Here is a 24,115-nt window from a genome sequence, read left to right as displayed (position 1 = left end):
ATTATGAAAAAAACAATTTTACTTATAGTTCTATTTATTTCTAGCATTGGATTTGCTCAGAAAAACATTTCAAAATTGCTTAAAAAGTATAATACAGAAAGTATTCCTTATATCTCTGTACAAGAATTGGCATTACCAGATTCTGAAGCTATAATTTTAGATTCTAGGGAAATAAAAGAATATGAAGTCAGCCATATTAAAAATGCCATTCAGGTAGGCTACGATCATTTCGATATTGAAGCTGTAGAAAAACAAGTTACTGATAAATCTAAAACACTAGTGGTTTATTGTTCAGTCGGAATTCGTTCTGAAGATATTGGCGAGAAACTCAAAGAAGCTGGTTACACTAATGTCTACAATCTATTTGGAGGTGTTTTTGAATGGAAAAACAATGACTTCACAGTTTATGATACTGATGATGAACCCACTGAAAATGTACATACATTTTCTGAAGAGTGGTCAAAATGGCTAACTTCTGGGAAAAAAGTTTTCTAAAAGCATGAGTAAAAATGCCCTAATTATTTTCACAAGAAACCCAGAACTTGGAAAATGCAAAACTCGATTAGCTAAAACTATTGGTGATAAGAATGCTCTAGATGTTTATAAATATTTACTCCAACATACAGCTGATGTTTCCTTAAAAATTGATATTTCACGTTATGTGTTTTACTCAGAAACTATCAGTGAAAAGGATATTTGGGAAACTAAGCACTTCAACAAAAAACTACAGAAAGGTGATGATTTAGGTCAGCGTATGCAAAATGCATTCGAAGCACTTTTTAGATTAAACTACGATAAGGTTATTATTATTGGCAGTGATTTATTAGACTTAAACGAATCTATCATAGAAAATGCGTTCAATGCACTAGATCATAGTGATGTAGCTATTGGTCCTGCTAAAGATGGTGGTTATTATCTTCTAGGAATGAAAAAACTACACCCAAAAGTATTCAATATCAAAGCATGGGGAACAGAAACGGTTTATAAACAAACGATTTCAAAATTAAATCATAATAGTGTGTATGTTTTAGAAACACTTAACGATATAGACTATGTCGAAGACTTAAAACCATATAAAGTCTTTCAAAAGTATTTCAAAAAAAACTAACGCAATTTATTATGAAAAAAAATTACTTTTAGTAGCACTACTTGTGGCTACAACTTCTGAATTTATTTATTCTCAATGTGAACGCTCTGGTTCATTTGTGCAAAGCGATCCAGCTTATAGTATAAGTGGCACTGGTGAAATCTTATTTGAATCCAATGGTGACAAAAACGTTGTTTTTGAAAATGATTTTATGACTGTTCAAGGTGCAGATTTACGCGTGTACATTTCAAAAAAAGATGATATTGCAACTTCAGGATCTGATGCTGTACAGATATCTGGTCAACTTGAAAACGATGCTGGTGGATTTGGTGGACCTGGTACTTCTCCAATTACTGGAATGATGACCTTTCCAATTACGACTGACACTAATCTTAGTGATTATGACTTTATTGTAATACAATGTATTGCTATAAATGAAAGATGGGGACATATTACTTTAGGTGTAAATACAGGATCAGATTGCGCACTTCTAAATGTATCAGAACGTCGTCTAGAAAACTCAATAAAATTATATCCTAATCCAGCAAAAGACAATCTTAACATTGAGAACATAAATCAATTAGACTTAAATATTAAGATTTATAATGTTTTAGGGAAAGAAGTTTACAGTTCAAACAATAGTACTTCGATTAATCATAATATAAATTCATCTTCATTAAAAACTGGTGTATATTTGGTAAGTTTAACGGCCGACAATCAAACAGTGATGAAAAGGCTTATCAAAGAGTAAGTGAATGATTAAATTGATTACAGAGAGTACTGAATATTTACAAAAAAAAGGATTTGATAATCCAGAAGTCGGAATTATCCTTGGTACAGGATTAGGTCAACTCATTGGAGAAATTGATATTATTGCTGAAGCAAGCTATAATCATATCCCTAATTTTCCAACTGCGACTGTTGAGTTTCATAAAGGAAAACTCATCTATGGTTTATTAGCAGGTAAAAAAGTTGTAGTAATGCAAGGGCGTTTTCATGTCTATGAAGGTTATAGTCTACAAGATGTTACTTTCCCTGTACGTATTATGGAAAAACTAGGCATTAAAACCTTATTAGTTTCTAACGCAGCAGGTGCAATTAATTTAAACTTTAAAAAAGGCGAATTAATGCTTATTGATGACCACATCAATTTACAAGGTGGCTCCCCTTTAGCTTTTAAAGGTGTTTCAGAACTAGGTGAGCGCTTTACAGATATGAGTGCACCTTACGATCTCGAAATCAATTCAAAATTTGAAAGTATTGCTAAAGAAAACAACATTAAATTACACAAAGGCGTTTATGCAAGTGTTGTTGGGCCTCAATTAGAAACAAGGGCAGAATATAGAATGCTAAAAATAATTGGATCTGATGCTGTTGGTATGAGCACAGTCCCAGAAATTATAGTTGCAAATCATCTAAATTTAAAGGCTGCAGCAGTATCTGTTTTAACAGACGAATGTGACCCAAATAATTTAAAACCTGTTGATATTGCTGAAATAATCGCCATGGCCGGAAAAGCAGAGCCAGATATGATTACATTATTTAAAGAATTAATAAAAACGTTATAGAATATGAGCTATTTAGAGGCTACAAACGATTTATATAAAGAAGCCGCATTAACTCCAGATGTTGGTCTATGTTGTACTACAAATCCGATTTGGGAATTACCAGGATTAAAAATCCCAAGAATAATGCAAGAAATGAATTATGGCTGTGGTTCTACAGTGCATGCTCGTGACTTGACTAACAATCCAAAAATGCTATATGTTGGTGTTGGTGGAGGCATGGAATTATTACAATTCTCATATTTTAATAGACAAAAAGGTGGGGTTGTAGGAGTAGATGTAGTCGATGAAATGCTTGAAGCATCTCGTAAGAATTTTAAAGTAGCTGAAGAACAAAATGATTGGTTTAAATCAGAATTTGTAGAGCTTAAAAAAGGGGATGCTATGAATCTTCCTGCAGAAGATAATAGTATCGATGTTGCAGCTCAAAACTGTTTATTTAATATTTTTAAAGCAGATGATTTAAAGAAAGCTATTGAAGAAATGTATCGTGTTTTAAAACCACATGGACGTTTGGTGATGAGTGACCCTACATGTGAACAACCCATGAATGATAAACTGAGAAATGATGATCGTCTTAGAGCGTTATGCTTAAGTGGAAGTTTACCAATTGCAGACTATGTAAAGGCACTAACTGATGCTGGTTTTGGCACTATAGAAATTCGTGCGCGTAAGCCTTACAGAATACTAGACCCAAAACACTATAATACGGATGAATTAATTTATATAGAATCTATTGAGGTTGCAGCTATTAAAGACCCTATGCCAGAAGATGGTCCATGTATTTTTACTGGTAAAGCAGCTATCTATTTTGGTGATGATGATTATGTTGATGACAAAAATGGTCATATTTTATTAAAGAATCAGCCGCTTGCTATTTGTGATAAAACTGCAGGTGCTTTAGCAAGTTTAAATAGAGATGATATTTTTATCAGTGAATCAACATATCACTATGATGGTGGAGGCTGTTGCTAGGCAATAATTGTCATTCCTGTGAAAATAGGAATTCACTAACTAATACAATAAGATTCCTGCCTTCGCAGGAATGACAAAATGAGATTCCTACTTTTTTGGGAAGTGAGATGGAAAAATACATAGACATCATAAAAAATTCATATTCGGGATACTGGAACTATCTCAAATATGAACTGATAGACCTTAATCATTGGGATAACTATTTTTACGGTCTTATTGCCATTTCTCTTTTAGTGTGGATTCTAGAGATTGCTTTCCCATGGAGAAAACAACAAGCCTTATTTAGAAAAGATTTTTGGTTAGACACTTTCTACATGTTTTTCAATTTCTTTTTACTAAATCTTATTATTTTAATTGCTTTATCAAATGCTGTTTCCACTTTATTTAATGATACTTTAGGATTAGTTGGATTATCGGAGTCTAAACTTCAATTATTTGACTCCAATGATCTTCCTAAATGGTTAGGCCTTTTAATATTCTTTTTTGTGTCAGATTTTGTACAATGGAATACGCATCGTTTATTACATCGTTCGTCTTGGTTATGGAACTTTCATAAAGTGCATCATTCTGTAAAGGAAATGGGCTTTGCAGCACATTTACGTTACCATTGGATGGAGCCTGTAGTCTATAAATCATTACTTTTTATACCATTAGCACTAATAGCTAATTATAGCTCTCAGGATGTAGCAATAGTTTACTTTTTCAGTATTGCTATTGGTCATCTTAATCACGCTAACTTAGGTTGGGATTATGGGTTTTTAAAATATATTTTTAATAATCCTAAAATGCACATTTGGCATCATGCTAAAGGTTTACCGGAACATGTAAGGTATGGCGTTAATTTCGGACTAACATTAAGTCTTTGGGATTATATTTTTAGAACCAATTTTATACCCTATGATGGTAGAGATATAGAACTTGGTTTTGAAGGTGATGAAACATTTCCAAAAGATTTTGTAAGTCAGGAATTATATCCATTAAAGAAATGAAATCAGTCTTAATATTAGTATTGGCAATTTTTGTGATTTCATGTTTTGGAACAAAAAAAGCAATTGAAACTCAACCTCAACAAATAAAGGAAATAGCTGTTGTTGAAGAAGTCCCAGATGCTATTAAACCACCAATTGATAGTGCATCAATACCACAGAAAACAGAGGAAATAACCCAAGAACAATCTGAAATTATAGAAGAGGAACCTATTGTAGAACATGATACAACTTTTGAATCTTTTAGCCATATCATTTGGCAAGAACTTCTAGAAAAACATGCCAGTGAAAATGGAAACGTTAACTATTCTGGGTTTAAAAAAGATGCAAAGCAATTAAAATCATACATAAACTCTTTAACGTTAAAAACACCTACAAACGAATGGTCTAAAGAAGATAAACTAGCCTATTGGATCAATGCCTATAACGCTTTAACCATAGATTTAATTATTAGAAACTACCCAACTAAAAGTATAAAAAATATAAAAGACCCTTGGGATCAACGGTTATGGAAATTTGGAGGTAAATGGCAAAATCTCAATGATATAGAACATAAGATTTTACGAAAAATGAACGAACCTAGAATTCATTTTGCTATTGTTTGTGCATCAGAATCTTGTCCAAAACTTCAAAACGAAGCCTTTACTTCTTCTAATTTTGAAGAACAATTAACCAATGTTACTAAGGAGTTCTTATCTGACACTTCAAAAAATGAGCTTTCTAAAGACAGAATCATGTTATCTAAAATCTTCAAATGGTTTAAAAAAGACTTTGAAGAAAATGGAAGTTTAATTGATTTTCTTAATCAATATTCTGAGATTAGAATTTCTAACAAAGCAAAGAGAAGTTTCAAAGCTTATAACTGGGATTTGAATGAGTAAAATTTCAGTTGTAATTCCTGTTTTAAATGAATCGCAAACTATTGGTAGTTTATTGCACCATATAATTAAAAATTCTACATCACAAAACATATCAGAAATTATAGTTGTTGATGGTGGTAGCAGTGATGGAACTCAAAATATAATATCATCATTTAATAATGTTTCTCTTGTTTCCTCCAAAAAAGGGAGAGCCAAACAAATGAATTCTGGCGCTAATCAGTCAAAAGGAAATATTCTCTATTTTTTACATGCAGATGCATTTCCCCCCAAAGATTTTGACCAACTTATAATTAATGAAGTTAGTAAAGGAAATAATGCTGGTTGTTTTAGAATGCAATTTGACAGCAACCATTGGTGGTTACGCTTAGCAAGTTGGTTAACTCAATTTTCTTGGCGCGCATGTAGAGGTGGTGACCAAAGTCAGTTTATAACACGTGTTCTTTTTGAAGATATTGGAGGCTATGATGAAAGCTATATCATTTACGAAGATAATATCCTTATTAACGAGCTCTTTGCCAGAAAACAGTATGTAGTTATCAATAAAAAAATTAGAACCTCAGCACGTTTATACAAAAAACATGGCATCTGGAAAATTCAATACCACTTTTGGACCATTTATGTGAAACGCTGGTTAGGAGCTACTGCAGATGAAATATTAGCTTATTACAAAAAGAATATTGCATCATAAGTCATCTTATGTATCTTAAAAAAGTGAAACCCGTAGAAATTATTTCTTGCTATAGTATTATCAATTGGAGCGATTCAAGGTCTTGTTTATGGCTTTATACTTTGGAAAAAACAAAGCCTAAATAAAGTTGCTAATAAATTCTTAGCAGTTATACTTTGGTTTTTTGCTTACAGACTTTTAGTGGAGGTTTTAAAACATTTTGGTATTGGTAATTATGATACGTGGTATCACATTCTGTTAGAATACAATTGGATTTATGGCGCTCTTATTTTCTTTTTTGTTAAAGCCTATGTTACGCCAAGATTTAAATTAAATTTTAAGCAAGATTGGATTCATTTTTTACCAGTTATTATTGAATTTACTTGGAGTAATTATATAAAGCCGCAAAACTTTTTTTGGGATGGAACACGAGAAAGCTTATCGTGGTTGGGATATTGGGGCTATGTAGCTTGGATGCATAAACCAACCCAATATGTTATTAGTGCTGCTCTAATTATATTCTACATCTATAAATCCGAAAAACTACTTATAAAGACAACTTCTGAAAACTATAAAGTCATAGTTAAAAACACGAATTGGATAAAACGTGTTTTAAAAATTATGAAATATTATTCAATCATAGTTATTGCTGTTGTACTTATTGATTATATTTTCTTTGATTACGCCTTTAATAGGTTTTACCATTATCCTATTTTTTTAGGTATGGCTTTAATAACCTATTGGCTTGGAATTGAAGGTTTTAATAAAAAAGATAAACAGGTTATTAAAATAAAATCTGTTTTAGATCCAAAAGAAAGGCTACAATTAGAAGTTATTGCCTCAAAACTTAAAGCTTTAATGGAAGAAGAAAAAGCTTATAAAAATCCAGATATCACATTATCCAGTTTATCCAAATCAATTGGTGAAAAATCGTATTTAACCACCAAAAGTCTGAATATAGTTTTTGAAAAAAAATTCAATGATTTCATTAACGAATATCGTATAGAAGAATTAAAAACTCTTTTAAAAGATCCTAAAAACAGTAATTATACGTTATTAAGTTTAGCTTTTGAAGCTGGCTTTAATTCAAAAGCTTCATTTAATCGTGCTGTAAAGAAATTAACAGGAAAATCGCCAAGCGCCTTAAAACAGGAATAAATCTAGTCTCATTTTCTTAATTGAAACCTTGTTTATTTCTAAAAAAGATCTCAAATCTATAATCGAGTCGACTTGCAATAGGTATTACACCATCTTTGTTTCATCAATGATAAACTCGTATTAAGATGAAAACAAAAATTACATTTTTATTACTAATTCTATTTCAATTCGCTATTGGGCAAGTCGATTACGGAACTCCAGAAAATGAGTCTGTACCAGAAAAGTTAAAAAATCTAGAAGTCGAAATTGAAGTGATTCACTTTCCAAAAGAAAATGATCCTATCAAAATAAAAGACAAATACTATTGGAAACATGCCACTGCAATTTTATCTAAAAAGAGTGAGGTAAAAATCATCGAGTATGGAGCCTACTTATTTTATAATGACCAATGGAATCTTCGTAAATCTTATGACCTTAAAGATTTAGATAAAAACTTTGGAACAAAAAAGCAAATCATGCTTCAAGGCGAACCCTATGTATGGTCAAAAAATTGGCGTATAGATTCAAGACTCTTTGGAGGTTGGGCCATGTGGTATTTTATTGGTGTCAATGAAAGCGGAGACACCATTTGCGGCTACGGAACTATAAATACAACATCTAACCTTTTAAAGAACTAATTATGAAAATTAAATATATAACCACAGTAATCACTTTTTGCTTTATCTCATTATATACATTTGGGCAAAACAAAACAGTAAACATTAAAAAAAGTAAATTGAGTTGGACAGGTAAAGCTGCTTTCAATGCTTATTCTTTAACGGGAACATTAGATGTAAAAAGCGGAGACATTACAATTGAAAATGACACCATAAAATCTTTACGTATTAGTATTAATATGAAAAGTTTAAATCATGAAAACAAAGATTTAAAAAAACATCTAAAAGGCGAAGATTTCTTTGAAGTCAAAACCTATAATGAAGCTACTTTTCAGCTTTCTAAAGGAGTTGCGCTAACTGATGGTAAAGCAAAAATCTCTGGAATCATGACCATTAAAGATATTTCTAAAACTGAATCTTTTACAATCAAAATAGACGAAGATTATAAAGAACTGACATTCAACATTTCAATAGATAGAACTATCTACGGCGTAAAGTTTAACTCACCTAGTTTCTTTAAAAAAATGAAAGAAAATGCTATAGCTGACGAATTTAAACTGAAAGGAAGTCTGATATTAGATTAATTATTTATTTCTTCCCTTTTCATCAGGATACAATTCTTTCAGAGTATCACTTTGAAAGATTTCTTTTGTTTCAATATCAATAGCAGATAATTTCCCTGTAAATGCCGCTCCCGTATCTATATTCCATACATTCACAGCATTCATGGGTTGATTTTCACCAAAATTAATTGTAGGTGTATGACCAATATAGATTTCGGAATAGTGCTTTAAACGATTAGGATAAATTTTAGAATCTTTTTCTATACGTTTATCCATAGTCAATGCCATTTCCCATAAGGTTCTATCAAAATAGAAGGCTACTTTGTCATACTCTCTTTCAACACCATGCATCGAAGTAAACCCGGCATGTATAAACAAACGTTTTTCTGAATCAATATGATACAAGGGCATTGCCTCAAAAAAATCTAAATGCTTTGATTTCTGTTCTTTGGAGAAACCACTATAACTTTCTATAGTCTCTTTACCTCCATGCATATACCAAATGTCATTTATAATCCCAGAAGCCAGCCATTGTTCACACCAAATATCATGGTTACCTTTTATAAAAATACAATCATTCGTTTTAACTAATTCAATTAAGAAATGGATTACTTGGGCTGATTCACTCCAACCATCTACATAATCACCTACAAAAATCAGTTTATCATTAGAATCTAATTTTACTCTCTTTAAAAGTTGAATAAGACTTTTTAAGCCTCCGTGTATATCACCAATTGCTATTGTTCGCATTTATATTTTTTTGAGAAATCAAAATTAGTACTTAAAAAAGTATTTAACCAAAAATCTTAATATTCTTAAAGTTGTTAAACTTTAGATAAATCTTACTTAATAAAGATTTAAAATGGACTTTTAAATTAGGTCAAACTAATACTTTGCCATCAAAATCAATCAAAATGAAGGTCAACCACATTATCATTACAATCACTTTTTTTGCAACAGTATTCGCTTATGGGCAAGAAACGTTTTCTTCTAAACTTTTAGATTCTATTACAAAAAAACCTATCGTTTTTGCTTCAATTCAGTTCAATTCAAAATCTGGAGTTATTAGTAATGAAAATGGTGAGTTTAATATGACTATAAAACGTACAATTAAAAAGAATGACTCATTAATTATCAACTGCTTAGGCTATGAACAAAAGCAAATCGCATTACTCGGTTTTAAAAATGAAACTATTTATTTAAAACCAAAGACTTTTAGTTTAGATGAAGTTTTAGTTACCAATAAAGAATATACTATTGATGAAATCTTAGATAAAATTAAAGAAGGTTTAGCCACTAATTATGAATTAGACTACTCCAAGCGTAAACTCTTTTTTAGAGAATCTTCTTATACCGAAATGGATAAGTATGATGTAAATCTAAAAAAATCTTCTATACCAGAAATTAATCAACAGCTTATAGATAGTTTATTAGATATTGTTCCAAAAAGCAATAGCAACTATACAGAAATACTTGGTGAATTATATGGAAAGATTGAACCAAAACAATATCAGAAAATGGAGATTCTTAAAGCCTGTCGCTTAAATGATAAATCTGCAGAAATTAATTTAGATAATTACGAAAAACGTTTTAATGACATTTTTAAAAAATATGTAAAACGTGATTCTTACTTTAAAATAAAGTCAGGTTGGTTTAGTGTTAAAGAGGAAATGGATTCATCTTTATTTGGAGATAAAAATGAAAAGGACAACCAAGTCACTGAAGCCATAATTGCTGAACAAAAGAAAAAAGATTCTATTAGAAAACTCGGCTTTCTTCGCTGGCGAAAAATGATGATTCACAACTTTGAAAACAACAACTTTATTGATAGAGAAAACGATCTCAATTTTATACATAAATCTCGACGTTATGAATTTGAAATATCAAATTATGCTTATATCAACGATATGTTTGTATATGTTATAACATTTCAGCCTAAACGTAGTGAAGATTTCGCAGGCACTATGTATGTTAATACAGATGATTTTGCCATAGTAAGGGTAGATTATAAAAACATAAAACCTCTAAGTCGTTTTGCTTTACTAGGCATTTCTATGAAAAAATATTTAAAAGAAGGCACTATTATTTTCGAGAGAAACGATAATGAAAAATACAGGCTCAAATACATAGATGAAACTTTTGGGCAAAAAGTAGGTATAAAACGACCTTTTAAGGTTATTGAAAAAAACAAAAATGTTAGTGGTCGTAGAAAACAAAATGAACTAAAAGGGGATATTCATTTTATTATTAGAACTATTGAAAAAACAGAGCTCGTTATTTTTGAATCCGAAACCATATCAGAATTGGATTTTAAAACCTTTAAAGAGACGGCCCTTGTGACTCCAACATATCTTAAACAATACGATCCAAACTTTTGGAAAGGCTATAATATTATTGAACCTAACCAAGCCATTAAAGATTTTAAAACAATTGAAATAAGTGATTAAAAATATTGGCCAATACCAAAAACTAATCCTTGAGTTGAATCTGGTGTAATCCCAACACCATAATCAATTCTAAAAATAGCATTGAAGATTTTTTTATGAATAAATCGTAGTCCTAAGCCTGGATAAACTCTAAGGTTTTGAGAATCTGCAAAATCACCTAAATCTCCGCCTGGATTTCTCCAGCTACCTGCATCTACAAAGGCATTTCCTTGAAGAGAAAACCAACCTTTTTCATATAATGTATATCGATATTCTGTATTTAAAACAATAGCAGCAGTACCTCTGTCTATAAGATTACCAACACCTCTTATATTTAGATTATTATCTACTGCAAATGGTGCGAATGGCGTATCATTATTTGTAGCAAGGCCCAAACGTAATCGATTGGCCCAATTACCTCGTTTCCCAAAGCGTTTAAAATATTGAAAATCATTCCAACCAATTAAAAAATCTGGTAGCTGACCATCTTCTCGTGCATGTACATATTGGAAATTAAAAATACTCCTAAAACCTTCAACATATTGGTAATCGTAATTAAGATTATTATACTCATAAATAACCTTATAGAGCATTTTTTTTACCTCTAAATCTTGTGGTACATTTGGATTTGTTGCTCCTGATTTATATTTATAATCTTCGGTGAAAAAATTAAGACCTGCTTCTATTCGGTTTGTGAAATTAATTTGATAGAGCCCTAAAACTTCAAATGATTCATTATTATAACGATAGTTTGCCGTTGTATTATCAAAAAATACAGGTTCTTGCGTTGTTAAGTTTTGAAAGTTAATTGCCAATCCTAAATTTCTAGAAAATAGATATGGAGCCCTTAAATTTATAGCATAAGAATCATAAATATCCTTTTGGTAAAAACCACCAAATGTGATATTCTGACCAAACAAGTTGAATTCATATAAACCTAAACGATATGCAAACTCATCATCATTGGTGGTATAAACATTCGCAGATGGTATAATGGTAAAGTTCTCCTCTATATTATAAAAGACATTATACTCATTAGGTTCTTCAGCAGGAAATACTTGATAATAGGCATGCGCTATTGAAGGTAAACGCTTAAGCAGCCTAATATCTTCTTCTATTACAGTAGAATCTAACACAACTCCGGGCTTAATATTAGATATTTTCTTTACAAAAGAACTTTTCAGTTTCTTATTGCCTTGCACTTTTATATCAGCCACTTTATTCTGCGAATAACCAGAATAACAAATACTTAGTAGAAATAGAATTATAATGCGTTTCATTCTATTGTAAATTGTGATATAAATACTTCGTTTACCCAATTATCTTCACTGACATCCATGATGGTGAATTTATAATCTTGTCCAAGGGTAAGATCTGGTGGTATTCCATCTGTTATATTCAAAACTACATTAGATGTCTTGTAATATTGAAAATGAGTTTCATAAGTGTAAGTCCCTGAAATCAATTCGTCATCAATAGTTGATAGAACCTGAAAAAAGATAGCGTTATTCATTCCTGAATTAGCCTCCCAGTTAAAAACTGGCATAAGTGCTTCTTCTTGATTAATAACTATTGCATTTGAAAACACTGAGGGCTGTGTTAAGTTCTTTGTTCTAATTGGATTAGACAACTTAATTTCCCCATCCAATTCATAAGTGACTATTAACCATTCTTCAGTGGTTGATAATCTTTCAAATTTTCTCAAATACCCATTAAAAAAGGGAACATCACTAATTGTCACTAATCTGTAATTTGAAAATGTATTCGGGTCTACATCGCTAGAACTAGTTGTGTATAATTTAAAATTTGAGGCATTGCCTTCGGGATAAAAGTAGGTTTCAACAACTTCTGAATTAGTACTACTATTTGCAGAACAAGCTATAACAGCTCCTGTTTCAATTGTTTTATCTTCTAAATACGTAGATAATAAGTTAGGATCATTTATTAAACTATTAGAATCTTCACTAGAACAAGATGTTAAAACCAACAGAACTAATATGTATTTTAAATATTTCACTTTTTACTTTTGTAATAGCTTTTAATAACCGCTTCCACGGGTTTATTCTGTGGAGTAAACATTGGATTATCTACACCTCCACTTTTTTCATAATTGTTAAACCATTTCCAGATAAAACCACCTGCAAACCAATCTTCCTTCCAAAAAGTTTCATACAACGCTTTAGTTGTATTGACTTGAGCATCTAGATTTACTTTATTCATACTTCGATCAGAAACCCAAGGTTTTTTACCCGAATAATCTACACTTCTATAACCATACTCTGTAAATAAAATTGGCTTCTCATATTTTACAGACATATCTTTTATCACTGGTTTATGAGTTTCCCAACCTTTCATACAATCTTCAAATGTTGGTGTTTGTTTATCACTTACTGGAAAATAAGCATCTACACCAATGTAATCTAATTGATCCCAAAATGGTGTGCGTTTATATTCATCCCAATTAGCCGCATAAGTCAGTTTACCTTTATAAATAGTTTTAATTTCAGTAATTAAAGTGTTCCAATATTCTGGTCGGTTTTTTACAAAATTTTCAAGTTCTGTACCAATGCATAAAATTTCAGCATTCACTTCCTCTGCCAGCTCAGCGTACTCTATAATAAAACTGGAGTACGATTTCTCTAAAAGTTTCCAATTAGTTTCATCTGTCATTTCAATGAGTCCTGTGAACTCTCCTCTTCTAACCCAAATTTGGGGCTTTACCATTATCTTAATTTGCTTCTTACGAAGCTCATCTATATACTGTTTTGCACCTGCTCTCGTTTCACCGAACCACTGCCGCTCCGTATTATGGATAATCTCAGTATGATCTAAGCTTCTCATAAACCCAAATGGCATTATGGCCGCATAATTAGCATTGACATTTACAACAGGCTGAACGTTTGTTTGATCTATTGAACCACCTGATGCGACAAAACTAACACCATTTATTTTTTCTACCTGGCCGTTACACGCTGATAACGCAATAAGTAAAACACCAATAATTAAGCACTTAAAAATTCTCATATGAATAGTAATAAGTGCCTAATTTATGTAAATCTTAAAACAATGCTCTTAATCCTATATTAAAAGTTTGTCCTAATCCTGTATTATTTCCTCTAACAAAGTTTGTGTAAAGCGTTTCTATATTTAAAACTTTAGTTAATTGATATTTAAAACCACCTCCTAAAGCCGTAAAATCTTGTGCAAAATTATTGCCTGTATCTATACGTTGAGAATGCTGAGCCAAAATTAATATTGTAGATTTATCACTTGGGAAATAACTCAAAAATACTCCTGGAGTTAAGTTTAAACTATTATTAGCAAAACTTCCTTCTATAGTATCAAAATTACTGTCTTGTCTTGCTTTTTTACCAAAATTGTATTCTGTATTTAGCTCAGTAAATAACTGCCAGTCTCCACTAGGAAATGTATAATCATAAAAGAAACGATTCTGAAAAACAAACCCTTTTTGATCTAAAAAGACACCATCATCTGTTTCTTGATCTACTAATGGAATATGCAAAGCCGTTTGTATTGTAAAATTAGATACATTCTTAAAAGGGTTAAATTTTACTGCTGGTGCAAAAGATGTAAAACCAGAACGTGCTGTACCTGCTTCACCATCAAAAGAAAACACATCTAATGCTTTTCTGTTGTTTATTACATTAGATCTAAACTCTAAAAGTAATCCAACATTGAAACTACTGCTTTCAGAAACTCCTGTAAAAATATCTATGGTAGATGTAAAGAATGTCTGTCTTGGCTCTTTACCATCACTAAATGTACTTTCAGTTTGTGTGTATAAGTTATTAAACCACTTAATATCCCATTGTCCTTTATCTAATAACTTAGAAGGTGTATATTCTTGTATGACACTTTTTTGAGAATCTTCATCTTCTTGAGAAAACCCTATAAAGGATATCATCACAGCTATAAATAGTATACTTATTTTTTTCATCACTTTTTTTATTTGGTTGTTTGTTCTGTTTTTATTGTTTGTTAACACTCCAGTTATATGAGAAATAACTGAGCTTAAATTTTTCTGATATTTTTTCTGTTCTATATATATTTATAAAATCAATTTCAGACATACCGTTCATAGTAAAATCTTCCTTATACCACTTCATTATTTCTGAAGCTTGTACTCTTTTCTTCTTAGTATTTACCTTTAAAAAACTTCCATTTAAAGCTAACTTAGTCTGTGTTTCTAATTGCGTTTCTAATGTTCCTGGTAAATAAGCGTTACTAATTAAAGGAGGGCAACCTATAGCCCCACAAACCAACACAAAATGAAATCGTGCATCTTTAAATTTTGCTCTCAATAATTTGTGCTCAATATCATTAAGCGTGATTTTCTTACCTCCCAAATTATAAGTGGTCTTATCAAAAAAACCACTATTATCTAATGGAGACTTTGTAGGATAGTTATCTATAATTCCTTTTATTACTGAAATATTATATACATTAATCCAAAACGCCTGGTAGTTCTTAGCATCCGAAGTTTCAACTGAAATGCCATCAGCTATTTTTAAGAGCTCATTTAAAGTTGATTGGTCTTCATTAATTTTAGAATAAGCAACTTTTCCATTCTTTACATATTCACCTAAAAACGTATTTGTCTTAGAAAAGAATGTATCTAAATCTTGAGCGCTCACACTGAAGGTAAAAAGTAATGCTATTAAAATCGTATATAATTTCATCATTTTAAATTTTGATTAACGGCTCTTCTGTCTAACATAAAATCATGGACTTACAGAATTATAGAAGAATTTTAGAGTCTTACTTAACCGCAAAACCTTACAAGCTTTGATTAATTTAAATCCTTTCTAAATTGAATACTTCGATTAAGTTCTTACCTTTAAGTTCGACAGACCACCTAACTAACAACAACCTAAATGGAACACATCGTTATCATAGGAAATGGAATTTCTGGCGTTACACTAGCTAGACATATTCGAAAACTTTCCAACAAAAAAATCACTATAGTTTCAGCCGAAACAGAATATTTTTTTTCTCGTACTGCTTTAATGTATGTATATATGGGACACATGAAGTTTGAACATACACAACCTTACGAAGATTGGTTCTGGAAAAAGAACAGAATAGAACTTAAAAAAGGGTATGTAAAAACTGTTGAAATTAAATCGAAGACACTTCATTTTTCAAATGGTGAGACTATGTTATATGACAAACTAGTCATTGCCACAGGAAGTAAACCCAATAAATTTGGTTGGCCAGGACAAGATCTAGATGGAGTTATGGGTATGTATCACAAACAAGATTTAGAAAATCTTGAAAAGCATGCACCAAATAAAGACGCGTGTAAACGTGCTGTCATAGTTGGTGGAGGATTAATCGGAATAGAATTGGCTGAAATGTTGAATTCTAGAAGTATTCCTGTGACGTTCTTAGTTAGAGAGTCTAGTTTCTGGAATGGAGTTTTACCAGATGGAGAAAGTGAAATGATTAATAGACACATAAAAAACCATCATATCGATTTACGCTTATCTACTAATTTAAAAGAAATTAAGTCTGACGAAAATGGTAAAGTAAAATCTGTAATTATCGAAGAAACTGGTGAAGAATTACCTTGTAATGTTGTTGGATTGACGGCAGGTGTTTCACCAAATATAGATTTCTTAAAAGATTCAGATATTGAAACAGGTCGTGGAGTTAAAGTAAATCGTTTTTTAGAAACTAATATCCCAGATATATATGCCATAGGTGATTGTGCAGAACAACACCAAGCTATTGGTAACCGAAGACCAATTGAAGCAGTATGGTACACTGGCCGAATGATGGGAGAAACTTTAGCGCAAACCATTTGTGGTAATCGCATTGAATATAAACCAGGTCATTGGTTTAACTCTGCCAAATTTATGGATATAGAATACCAAACCTATGGTTGGGTGTTTGGAGCTAAAGGCAGACCAGAGCATGAGCAACATTTTCATTGGAAACACAGAGATGATACTAAATGTATCACAGTAGCATATCATAAAGACACAAATGAATTCTTAGGCATTAATACCTTCGGAATTAGAATGCGTCATGAAACTTTTGATACATGGCTAACTGAGAAACGAGATATAGATTACGTAATGAATCATTTATCTGAAGCTAATTTTGACCCTGAATTTTATTCAAAATTCGAAAAAGACATTCTCACCGCTTACAATAAACAACTACAAACCGTATAAAAATGAGTAATAAATTAAATCATAGTATGTCTTTAGCAAAACCAGATGCTTTAGATATTACAACAAAACAGAAAGTAGCTTTAGTAATTGGAGTTGTTGGTCTATTTATATTAACATTGGCGCTTTTCAATACAAATTTCCCAAATAAAGGACTGTTCTTATCACTATCTCTTGGTTTAATAGTCATTGGGACTATAGTCTATTCTAGGGAAGCATACTTAAACAAATTAGAAGGTATTAAAAACGATGGTCAGTGGTTTAAATCTATCTCTTCTCGAGGAGTTTGGGGTTGGATTCTTGGCTTAATCCTCACGGGATTTTATATCGTACTCTATTTTTACGAAGAACTATTAGGGCTAGGACAAGGAGCAAATGGAACTAATACTGGGTTAATTGCACTTTTTGATCCTTTAAGTAATCTTTTAAGTGGACGAAATGCCAGTCAATGGTTCGTCTATGGTACACTTTATACGGTTGCGATCTTAGCTTTCGGTTATAAATTCATTCTTAAATACAGACATAATCGTTACCAACAAATACGTACAGTTTCTGTGATGTTTTTTCAATTAGGTTTTGCTTATTTAATACCAGAATTTATGTACGTTATGAATAACGGCATACCTTATTATGATTTAAAAAGTGTTTGGCCTCTTAATTACTATCTTTTTCAAGATTATCACTTAAAAGAATTTCTTAAAACAGGAAATATAGGAATCATTTTAATACTTTTTGGAGTTATTTCAACATTAGTAATCACTCCTATTTTAACCTACAAATATGGGAAGCGATGGTATTGTTCTTGGGTTTGTGGTTGTGGTGGACTAGCAGAAACCGCTGGAGACTCTTTTAGACATCTATCCACTAAAAAAATGTCTGCATGGAAATTAGAACGTTGGTTAATTCATACGGTTTTGGTTTTTTCTGTAATAATGACTGTTGCCGTAGTTAGTACTTTCTTACAAGGCAGTTGGCAAAATGGTGTATATGTAAAAGGTGATTATTGGTTAAGTAACGAAACATTTCTTATAAGTGTTGGTATATTTTTAACTGTAATATTTGCTGGAGTCATGTTCTTTAAAAGAAATGAATTGGGCAAACATGCTCGGTATGGAGCTATAGGATATGCTGTAGTTATCTTATCCTTATTTGTAATGTATTTTACAGGTACTAATGGAGACATCTTTTTCATAAAATCTAGTACTCTAAAAACTGTTTATGGTTTCTATATTGGTTCTATATTTTCAGGTGTTATTGGTACAGGTTTCTACCCAATGTTAGGCAGTCGCTCTTGGTGTCGATTTGGTTGTCCTATGGCAGCTATTCTAGGTTTTCAACAACGTTTATTCTCTAAATTTAGAATTACTACCAATGGAGGCCAATGTATTTCTTGTGGTAACTGCTCTAACAGTTGCGAAATGGGTATTGATGTAAGACATTATGCTCAAAAAGGTGAAAATATTGTACGTTCTAGTTGTGTTGGCTGTGGTATTTGTTCGGCGGTTTGTCCAAGAGGAGTGTTAAAATTAGAAAATGATAGTATGAAAGGACGAATTAATCCGACTGAGGTTTTGTTAGGTAACGATGTTGACCTAATGGAACTTGTAAATCAGAAATAATGCGATTAATTATTGTTTTCTTAATTTTCTCATCGTTCGCTTTTGGACAAAAAATCTATCAAAAAACTTATCATGCCAATGGTAATTTAAAAGCTGAAAGTTGGTCAGAAAACAATTTAAAAACGGCCTATTGGAAGTTCTACCACAATAATGGGAATCTAAAAAAACAAGGCCATTTTAAAAATAATAAAGAAGTTGGTTATTGGAGAGCCTATTATAATAAAGGAATTCTCAAAGGAGTAGGCCAACTTGATGACCAAAATCCTATTGGGTTTTGGAAGTTTTATTACATAAATAAAACACTGAAAAAACAAGGCCGTTTTAAAAATGGTTTAGAAACTGGCTATTGGAAATTCTATCATGATAATGGTATACTACATTCACAAGGCATCCTCAACAAAGGAAAAGAACAGGTTACTGGAAAATATATGACAGTTCTAACCAACTTGAAAAAGAAGCTGTTTTTAAAAACAGCTTAAAACAAGGGCATTGGAAAACATACTACGTCAATCTAAAGCTTAAAGAACAAGGTATATACCTAAATGACAAAGAAAAGGGATATTGGAGATTCTATTATAATAATGGTCAATTAGAAAAAGCTGGTGAATACAATTTAGGAAAACCCACAAATTATTGGCAATTTTACAGCGCAAACAGACAAAAGACTTCAGAAGGCCATTTTTTAAATGGCAAAAAACAAAACTGGTGGTTGTTCTACGATGAAAATGAAAAAGTTAATCATAAATGCCAATTAAGCAATAATCAAAAAAATGGGTATTGCTTAATGTATAAAAATGAAAAGTTAACCTCAGCAGTAAAATACTCTAAAGGCGAACAGATTAAAGAATGGACAGATTTAAAATCATTTAAGAAGGAAAACAAACTCTCAGACCTAAAAAGTTAATGACTAAAATCGTAGTTATCATTCCTGCATATAATGAAGAAGAATCCATTCCTCTTGTTATAAAAGATATTCCAAAAAACGTTCAAGAAGTTATTGTAGTAAGTAACAATTCAACTGATAATACTGAAGAACATGCTAAAAAAGCTGGAGCTAGTGTTTTAGTAGAGCATAAAAAAGGTTATGGTTACGCTTGTCTAAAAGGCATGGACTACGTTGCTAGTTTTGATTATACAGAGAGACCAGATATCGTTGTGTTTTTAGATGGAGACTATAGTGACTATCCTGAAGAGTTAACCAAAATCGTTCAACCCATTATTGAGGAAAATGTAGATTTTGTTGTTGGTGCTAGAGTGAAAGAATTGCGAGAAGAAGGCTCTATGACTGGGCCTCAAATTTTTGGGAATTGGCTAGCAACTGCGCTAATGAAACTGTTTTTTCGTTCAACATTTACGGATTTAGGACCTTTTAGAGCTATAAAATATGATAAACTTTTAGACTTAAAAATGGAGGATAAAACCTATGGTTGGACAGTTGAGATGCAACTCAAAGCTTTAAAACAAAAATTAAGCTATAGAGAAATCCCTGTTAATTATAGAAACAGAATAGGTGTCTCAAAAGTTTCAGGTACGATAAAAGGTGCTATCTTTGCAGGCGTTAAAATCCTCGCATGGATATTTAAATATAGTTTTAAGTGATTTACTTGCATTACTTCATTATCGTCGTTTACACCATAGCCATTGTGCTTATCTTTATGTATGCATTGGCGCAATTAAATCTCTTATACAATTATCTTTCTTCAAAGAAAAAAAGAGACGAGTGCGAGAAATTTGACTTGTCAAATCCAAAAGAGATACCATACGTTACCATTCAGCTTCCTGTGTTTAATGAGATGTATGTTATGGAACGTTTATTAGATAATATAGCCTTAATCGATTATCCTAAAAACAAGTTAGAAATTCAGGTTTTAGATGACTCTACAGATGAAACAATCCATAGCACTAAGGCACATGTTGATGAATTAGCCGCAACAGGTTTAGATATTAAACATATTACAAGAGTAGATCGTACTGGTTTTAAAGCTGGTGCACTTAAAGAAGGTTTGGAAATTGCAAAAGGTGAATTTATTGCCATCTTTGATGCTGACTTTTTACCACAACCTAATTGGCTAAAACGTACAATTCCTTACTTTAAAAATGAAAAAATTGGTGTTGTACAAACACGTTGGGGACATATTAATAGAAACTACTCATTACTTACCAGAATTCAAGCATTTGCTTTAGATGCTCATTTTACTTTAGAACAAGTAGGCAGAAATTCTAAGGGTCACTTTATTAATTTCAATGGTACTGCTGGTATTTGGAGAAAAGAATGCATTCTTGATGCAGGAAATTGGGAAGGAGACACACTAACTGAAGACTTAGATTTAAGTTATCGAGCACAACTAAAAAATTGGGAATTTAAATATCTTGAAGATGTTGAGACTCCTGCAGAATTGCCTATTGTTATTAGTGCAGCACGTTCACAACAATTCCGTTGGAATAAAGGTGGTGCTGAAAACTTTAGAAAAATGCTAAAGCGCGTTATAACATCTAAAAATATCTCAACAAAAACTAAAATTCATGGTCTATTACATTTATTAAATAGCACCATGTTTCTAAGCATCTTTGTTGTAGCTATATTGAGTATTCCGATGTTATATATAAAGAACGAATATGCTCATTTACGTGATTATTTTTACATCATGAGTTTCTTTATAATGAGTACAATAATATTTTTTGTGTGCTACTGGTTTATGTACCGAAGTATTTATGGTAGTGGCTTTAAAAAGTTTTTTGGGTACATTGGTATGTTCTTTACGTTCTTCTCAATAGCAATGGGCTTTTCTCTGCACAACTCAATTGCTGTTTTAGAAGGTCATGCTGGTAAGCGTAGTGACTTTGTAAGAACACCTAAATTTAATTTAAGCAAGTACAAAGACAACTGGAAAAACAATAAATACCTACGCAAAAACTTATCTTCAAATGTTATTATAGAAGGTATTTTAATGCTCTATTTTGGATTTGGAATGTACCTTGCTTTTATCGTTGGTGACCAAGGTGGAGATTTTGGATTATTTCCTTTTCACCTCATGCTTTTTATTGGCTTTGGTTATGTGTTTTTTAAATCACTAAGCTCTAAAGTTTAAGCTCTATCTTCAAACGGAATAATAGTTCTTTTTTCTAAATAATCTTTTAAAGCATTTAATAGCATAGCCCAGCAAAAGGAGGAATGCTTAAATTCAGAATTACATTCTGGCCAATCTTCATGAAAGAAGTTAAGACAAATTCCTTTTTCTTTTTCCTTAAGTTTAAATCCAAAAGTTGTCGGGTTCTAATCATCATCAGATTTTGTCATTTTAAAATGAATATGATCCCATTGTTTGCAGCTTTTAACTTCAGCATACCAGTCATACTCATCGGTGAAATTAAAATTATATACCTGTCCTATTTGAGGAATTCCCGAACATTTTAAAGGCCACCATTTCTATAGGTGCTCAGGTTCAGAAACTGCTTTATAAACACTGAACTTGTCGCTTTTTATAATAAAGTTGAAGTATACAGAATGACTCATTTCTAAAATTTCTGTTCTCTAAAGTTATTAATCTTTTTTTGAAACGACTATACCTCCGTTTTAAATAATTATATCTTTGGTTTTACACCAGTGTTAAACAACGTCTCTAAATATCATAAAATACCATTACTCTTTATCTTATTGAGTAGTATTTTCTATTTATCCTTTGCTTATGATGTAGTAAGAACTGACATTACTAAGCTATTATTGCTTTATATTACTTTGTTTGTATTTGCTTTTAAAATTATAAAGACGACAGGTTTTTATTTTAGACTTTTAGTCATTTCGGCTATTCTTTTTAGGTTATTATTTCTGTTTGCTATTCCTAATTTATCACAAGATTTTTATCGCTTTGTCTGGGATGGTCGTATGATTTTAGAGGGTTTTAATCCATATCTATATACACCAGATTCATTTATTCAAAATGGTGAGTTTCCTATTAGTGAGGCCCAAGAATTATATAATGGCATGGGATCTCTTAGTGCATCTCATTTTACAAATTATCCGCCATTAAATCAGTTGTGTTTTACTATTGCTGCATTCTTTTCTGGGAAAAGTATTCTAGGCTCTGTAGTTGTAATGCGTACTCTAATTATTGCAGCTGATATTGGCACACTCTATATCGGAAAGAAACTATTAGAGCGTTTAAAATTACCTTCTAATCGCATCTTTTGGTATATACTTAATCCATTTATTATTATTGAACTCACAGGAAACCTTCATTTTGAAGGTATCATGATTTTCTTCTTAGTGTGGAGTTTATACCTATTACATTCTGGTAAGTGGAAATGGGCTGCATTTATTTTAGCGTGTTCTATTTCTGTAAAGCTAATTCCTTTAATGTTTTTGCCTCTGTTTTTCTATTGGTTTGCTAAGAAAAGAACGTCTTTTAATGGACTAAAAAATCTAACCGTTTTTTATCTAATTATCGGAATAGCCATAATTCTATTTTTTCTTCCATTCTTCTCAATGGAGTTTATAAATAACTACTCTAAAACTGTTGGGCTTTGGTTTGGGAATTTTGAGTTTAATGCCAGTATATATTATATCGCTAGAGAAATTGGTTATACCATCACTGGCTATAATGAGATTGCTATTATTGGTAAAATACTTCCACTGATTTCATTACTAATCATTTTAGGACTTTCATTCTTAAAGCAAAATACTACTCTTCCTAAATTAACAGCGTCTATACTTTTAGCTTTTACATGTTATCTATTTTTAAGTACAACGGTCCATCCATGGTATATTGCAACACTTGTTGTTCTCTGTATATTCACTAACTATAGATTTCCTTTGATTTGGAGCCTTGTAATGATATTAAGCTACCTCTCCTATGTTGCTATAGGAACTTCTGATAAATCTGAAAATTTATGGGTTATTGGTTTAGAATATAGTATCGTATTCTTTGCTTTTATTTGGGAAGTTGTATTAAAGAAAGAGATTAAGATTTAAGAAGTTCTATATATATTTTTAGTTTTTAATATTAAGAAAAAACAAATTAAAAAATTAGGTATTTCATATATAAATGTAGCCTATGATTAATTTTTGATATACAAAATGACGTATTTAAATCTTGGTCGAAGTACTATAAACAATAGATTGACTGTTTTATTACTAAAATTATATATCTTTAATAAATACAACATATATAAGTGTTAGGTGTAATAAAAATTACTTATTACCCACTACTTCAATTATTACTGTTGTTTGTTCATTTGTTGCAGACATTCCTTCAATATTTAAAAGCCAATCTTTTCTATAGTCATTTAGTTGGTTTTCTACTTCTTTAGCTGTTCCTGTTATTACTTTATACATAATTTTAACTACACCTAACAATGTATATAGCAAATAGCTGTTAGGCTTATTTTATACTATTTG

Annotated in this window: 25 protein-coding genes; 18 read left to right on the top strand and 7 right to left on the bottom strand. The window is 31.3% G+C overall.

Features of this window, described 5'->3' with window-relative positions; all coding sequences use genetic code 11:
* Positions 1-3 precede the first annotated feature (3 nt).
* From WPG_RS08940 to WPG_RS08890, 11 genes are all read left to right on the top strand, one after another.
* Complete coding sequence (locus WPG_RS08940; RefSeq protein ID WP_045471492.1) at positions 4-495, top strand: rhodanese-like domain-containing protein; 492 nt, start codon at positions 4-6, stop codon at positions 493-495.
* 4 nt (positions 496-499) lie between these two features.
* Positions 500-1,108, top strand: coding sequence for a TIGR04282 family arsenosugar biosynthesis glycosyltransferase (locus WPG_RS08935; protein ID WP_045471489.1), 609 nt, complete (start codon positions 500-502; stop codon positions 1,106-1,108).
* A 43-nt stretch (positions 1,109-1,151) separates the two neighbouring features.
* Positions 1,152-1,838, top strand: a complete 687-nt coding sequence (locus WPG_RS08930) for a T9SS type A sorting domain-containing protein (protein ID WP_045471486.1) — start codon at positions 1,152-1,154, stop codon at positions 1,836-1,838.
* A 4-nt stretch (positions 1,839-1,842) separates the two neighbouring features.
* The gene (locus WPG_RS08925) at positions 1,843-2,655 is read left to right on the top strand and encodes a purine-nucleoside phosphorylase (RefSeq protein WP_045471482.1); all 813 of its coding nucleotides are present in this window, start codon (positions 1,843-1,845) and stop codon (positions 2,653-2,655) included.
* 3 nt (positions 2,656-2,658) lie between these two features.
* Entirely contained in the window at positions 2,659-3,627 is a 969-nt protein-coding gene (gene arsM, locus WPG_RS08920; protein ID WP_045471479.1) for an arsenosugar biosynthesis arsenite methyltransferase ArsM, read from the top strand.
* Positions 3,628-3,734: 107 nt separating this feature from the next.
* The gene (locus WPG_RS08915) at positions 3,735-4,616 is read left to right on the top strand and encodes a sterol desaturase family protein (protein WP_045471476.1); all 882 of its coding nucleotides are present in this window, start codon (positions 3,735-3,737) and stop codon (positions 4,614-4,616) included.
* Positions 4,613-5,494: a DUF547 domain-containing protein gene (locus WPG_RS08910; RefSeq protein ID WP_045471473.1), complete on the top strand. Its 882-nt coding sequence runs from the start codon at positions 4,613-4,615 to the stop codon at positions 5,492-5,494. Before WPG_RS08915 ends, WPG_RS08910 begins: the two co-directional genes overlap by 4 nt.
* The gene (locus WPG_RS08905; protein WP_045471470.1) at positions 5,487-6,182 is read left to right on the top strand and encodes a TIGR04283 family arsenosugar biosynthesis glycosyltransferase; all 696 of its coding nucleotides are present in this window, start codon (positions 5,487-5,489) and stop codon (positions 6,180-6,182) included. The genes WPG_RS08910 and WPG_RS08905 overlap by 8 nt, the downstream gene beginning before the upstream one ends.
* A 180-nt stretch (positions 6,183-6,362) precedes the next feature.
* On the top strand, positions 6,363-7,319 hold the full coding sequence (locus tag WPG_RS08900; protein ID WP_231850161.1) for a helix-turn-helix domain-containing protein: 957 nt from the start codon (positions 6,363-6,365) through the stop codon (positions 7,317-7,319).
* 125 nt (positions 7,320-7,444) lie between these two features.
* Positions 7,445-7,936, top strand: a complete 492-nt coding sequence (locus tag WPG_RS08895; RefSeq protein ID WP_045471464.1) for a hypothetical protein — start codon at positions 7,445-7,447, stop codon at positions 7,934-7,936.
* A gap of 2 nt (positions 7,937-7,938) precedes the next feature.
* A complete protein-coding gene (locus WPG_RS08890) occupies positions 7,939-8,499 on the top strand; it encodes a YceI family protein (RefSeq protein WP_045471461.1) in 561 nt (186 codons plus the stop codon).
* On the opposite strand, the gene WPG_RS08885 is transcribed toward WPG_RS08890, so the two are convergent.
* Positions 8,500-9,228 carry a metallophosphoesterase family protein gene (locus tag WPG_RS08885; protein WP_045471458.1) on the bottom strand — a complete coding sequence of 243 codons (729 nt, stop codon included), beginning with the start codon at positions 9,226-9,228 and terminating at the stop codon, positions 8,500-8,502.
* 164 nt (positions 9,229-9,392) lie between these two features.
* On the opposite strand from WPG_RS08885, the gene WPG_RS08880 reads away from it, so the two are divergent.
* The gene (locus WPG_RS08880) at positions 9,393-10,925 is read left to right on the top strand and encodes a carboxypeptidase-like regulatory domain-containing protein (RefSeq protein ID WP_045471456.1); all 1,533 of its coding nucleotides are present in this window, start codon (positions 9,393-9,395) and stop codon (positions 10,923-10,925) included.
* Here the strand turns inward: WPG_RS08880 and WPG_RS08875 are convergent.
* Genes WPG_RS08875 through WPG_RS08855 form a run of 5 tightly spaced genes read right to left on the bottom strand, consistent with a single transcriptional unit; the run spans position 10,922 to position 15,607 of the window.
* Positions 10,922-12,184, bottom strand: coding sequence for a POTRA domain-containing protein (locus WPG_RS08875; RefSeq protein WP_045471453.1), 1,263 nt, complete (start codon positions 12,182-12,184; stop codon positions 10,922-10,924). The two genes, WPG_RS08880 and WPG_RS08875, sit on opposite strands and share 4 nt — an antisense overlap.
* Positions 12,181-12,921 (bottom strand): hypothetical protein, encoded by a 741-nt coding sequence (locus WPG_RS08870; RefSeq protein ID WP_144374446.1) that lies wholly within the window; start codon positions 12,919-12,921, stop codon positions 12,181-12,183. Before WPG_RS08870 ends, WPG_RS08875 begins: the two co-directional genes overlap by 4 nt.
* On the bottom strand, positions 12,918-13,928 hold the full coding sequence (locus WPG_RS08865) for a glycoside hydrolase family 113 (protein WP_045471446.1): 1,011 nt from the start codon (positions 13,926-13,928) through the stop codon (positions 12,918-12,920). Before WPG_RS08865 ends, WPG_RS08870 begins: the two co-directional genes overlap by 4 nt.
* Positions 13,929-13,962: 34 nt before the next feature.
* A complete protein-coding gene (locus tag WPG_RS08860; protein WP_045475385.1) occupies positions 13,963-14,862 on the bottom strand; it encodes a hypothetical protein in 900 nt (299 codons plus the stop codon).
* Between the two features lie 31 nt (positions 14,863-14,893).
* The gene (locus tag WPG_RS08855) at positions 14,894-15,607 is read right to left on the bottom strand and encodes a DUF547 domain-containing protein (protein WP_045471443.1); all 714 of its coding nucleotides are present in this window, start codon (positions 15,605-15,607) and stop codon (positions 14,894-14,896) included.
* A gap of 192 nt (positions 15,608-15,799) precedes the next feature.
* Between WPG_RS08855 and WPG_RS08850 the strand changes: the two genes are divergently transcribed.
* The 6 genes from WPG_RS08850 (at position 15,800) to WPG_RS08820 (ending at position 23,689) form a co-directional block, all read left to right on the top strand.
* On the top strand, positions 15,800-17,104 hold the full coding sequence (locus WPG_RS08850; RefSeq protein ID WP_045471440.1) for an NAD(P)/FAD-dependent oxidoreductase: 1,305 nt from the start codon (positions 15,800-15,802) through the stop codon (positions 17,102-17,104).
* Positions 17,105-17,106: 2 nt separating this feature from the next.
* Positions 17,107-18,720 carry a 4Fe-4S binding protein gene (locus WPG_RS08845; protein WP_045471437.1) on the top strand — a complete coding sequence of 538 codons (1,614 nt, stop codon included), beginning with the start codon at positions 17,107-17,109 and terminating at the stop codon, positions 18,718-18,720.
* Complete coding sequence (locus WPG_RS17420) at positions 18,720-19,199, top strand: toxin-antitoxin system YwqK family antitoxin (RefSeq protein ID WP_052471204.1); 480 nt, start codon at positions 18,720-18,722, stop codon at positions 19,197-19,199. Before WPG_RS08845 ends, WPG_RS17420 begins: the two co-directional genes overlap by 1 nt.
* Positions 19,200-19,623: 424 nt before the next feature.
* Positions 19,624-20,319, top strand: a complete 696-nt coding sequence (locus WPG_RS08830) for a glycosyltransferase family 2 protein (protein WP_045471431.1) — start codon at positions 19,624-19,626, stop codon at positions 20,317-20,319.
* Between the two features lie 56 nt (positions 20,320-20,375).
* Positions 20,376-21,809 carry a cellulose synthase family protein gene (locus WPG_RS08825; protein ID WP_171817206.1) on the top strand — a complete coding sequence of 478 codons (1,434 nt, stop codon included), beginning with the start codon at positions 20,376-20,378 and terminating at the stop codon, positions 21,807-21,809.
* Positions 21,810-22,324: 515 nt separating this feature from the next.
* Positions 22,325-23,689 (top strand): mannosyltransferase, encoded by a 1,365-nt coding sequence (locus tag WPG_RS08820; protein ID WP_084221554.1) that lies wholly within the window; start codon positions 22,325-22,327, stop codon positions 23,687-23,689.
* Positions 23,690-23,908: 219 nt separating this feature from the next.
* On the opposite strand, the gene WPG_RS18200 is transcribed toward WPG_RS08820, so the two are convergent.
* Positions 23,909-24,052: a hypothetical protein gene (locus WPG_RS18200; protein ID WP_171817168.1), complete on the bottom strand. Its 144-nt coding sequence runs from the start codon at positions 24,050-24,052 to the stop codon at positions 23,909-23,911.
* Between the last annotated feature and the right edge of the window lie 63 nt (positions 24,053-24,115).

This window comes from Winogradskyella sp. PG-2, assembly GCF_000828715.1.
Classification (GTDB): Bacteria; Bacteroidota; Bacteroidia; order Flavobacteriales; family Flavobacteriaceae; genus Winogradskyella.
This window is presented reverse-complemented; position numbering and strand designations above follow the sequence as displayed.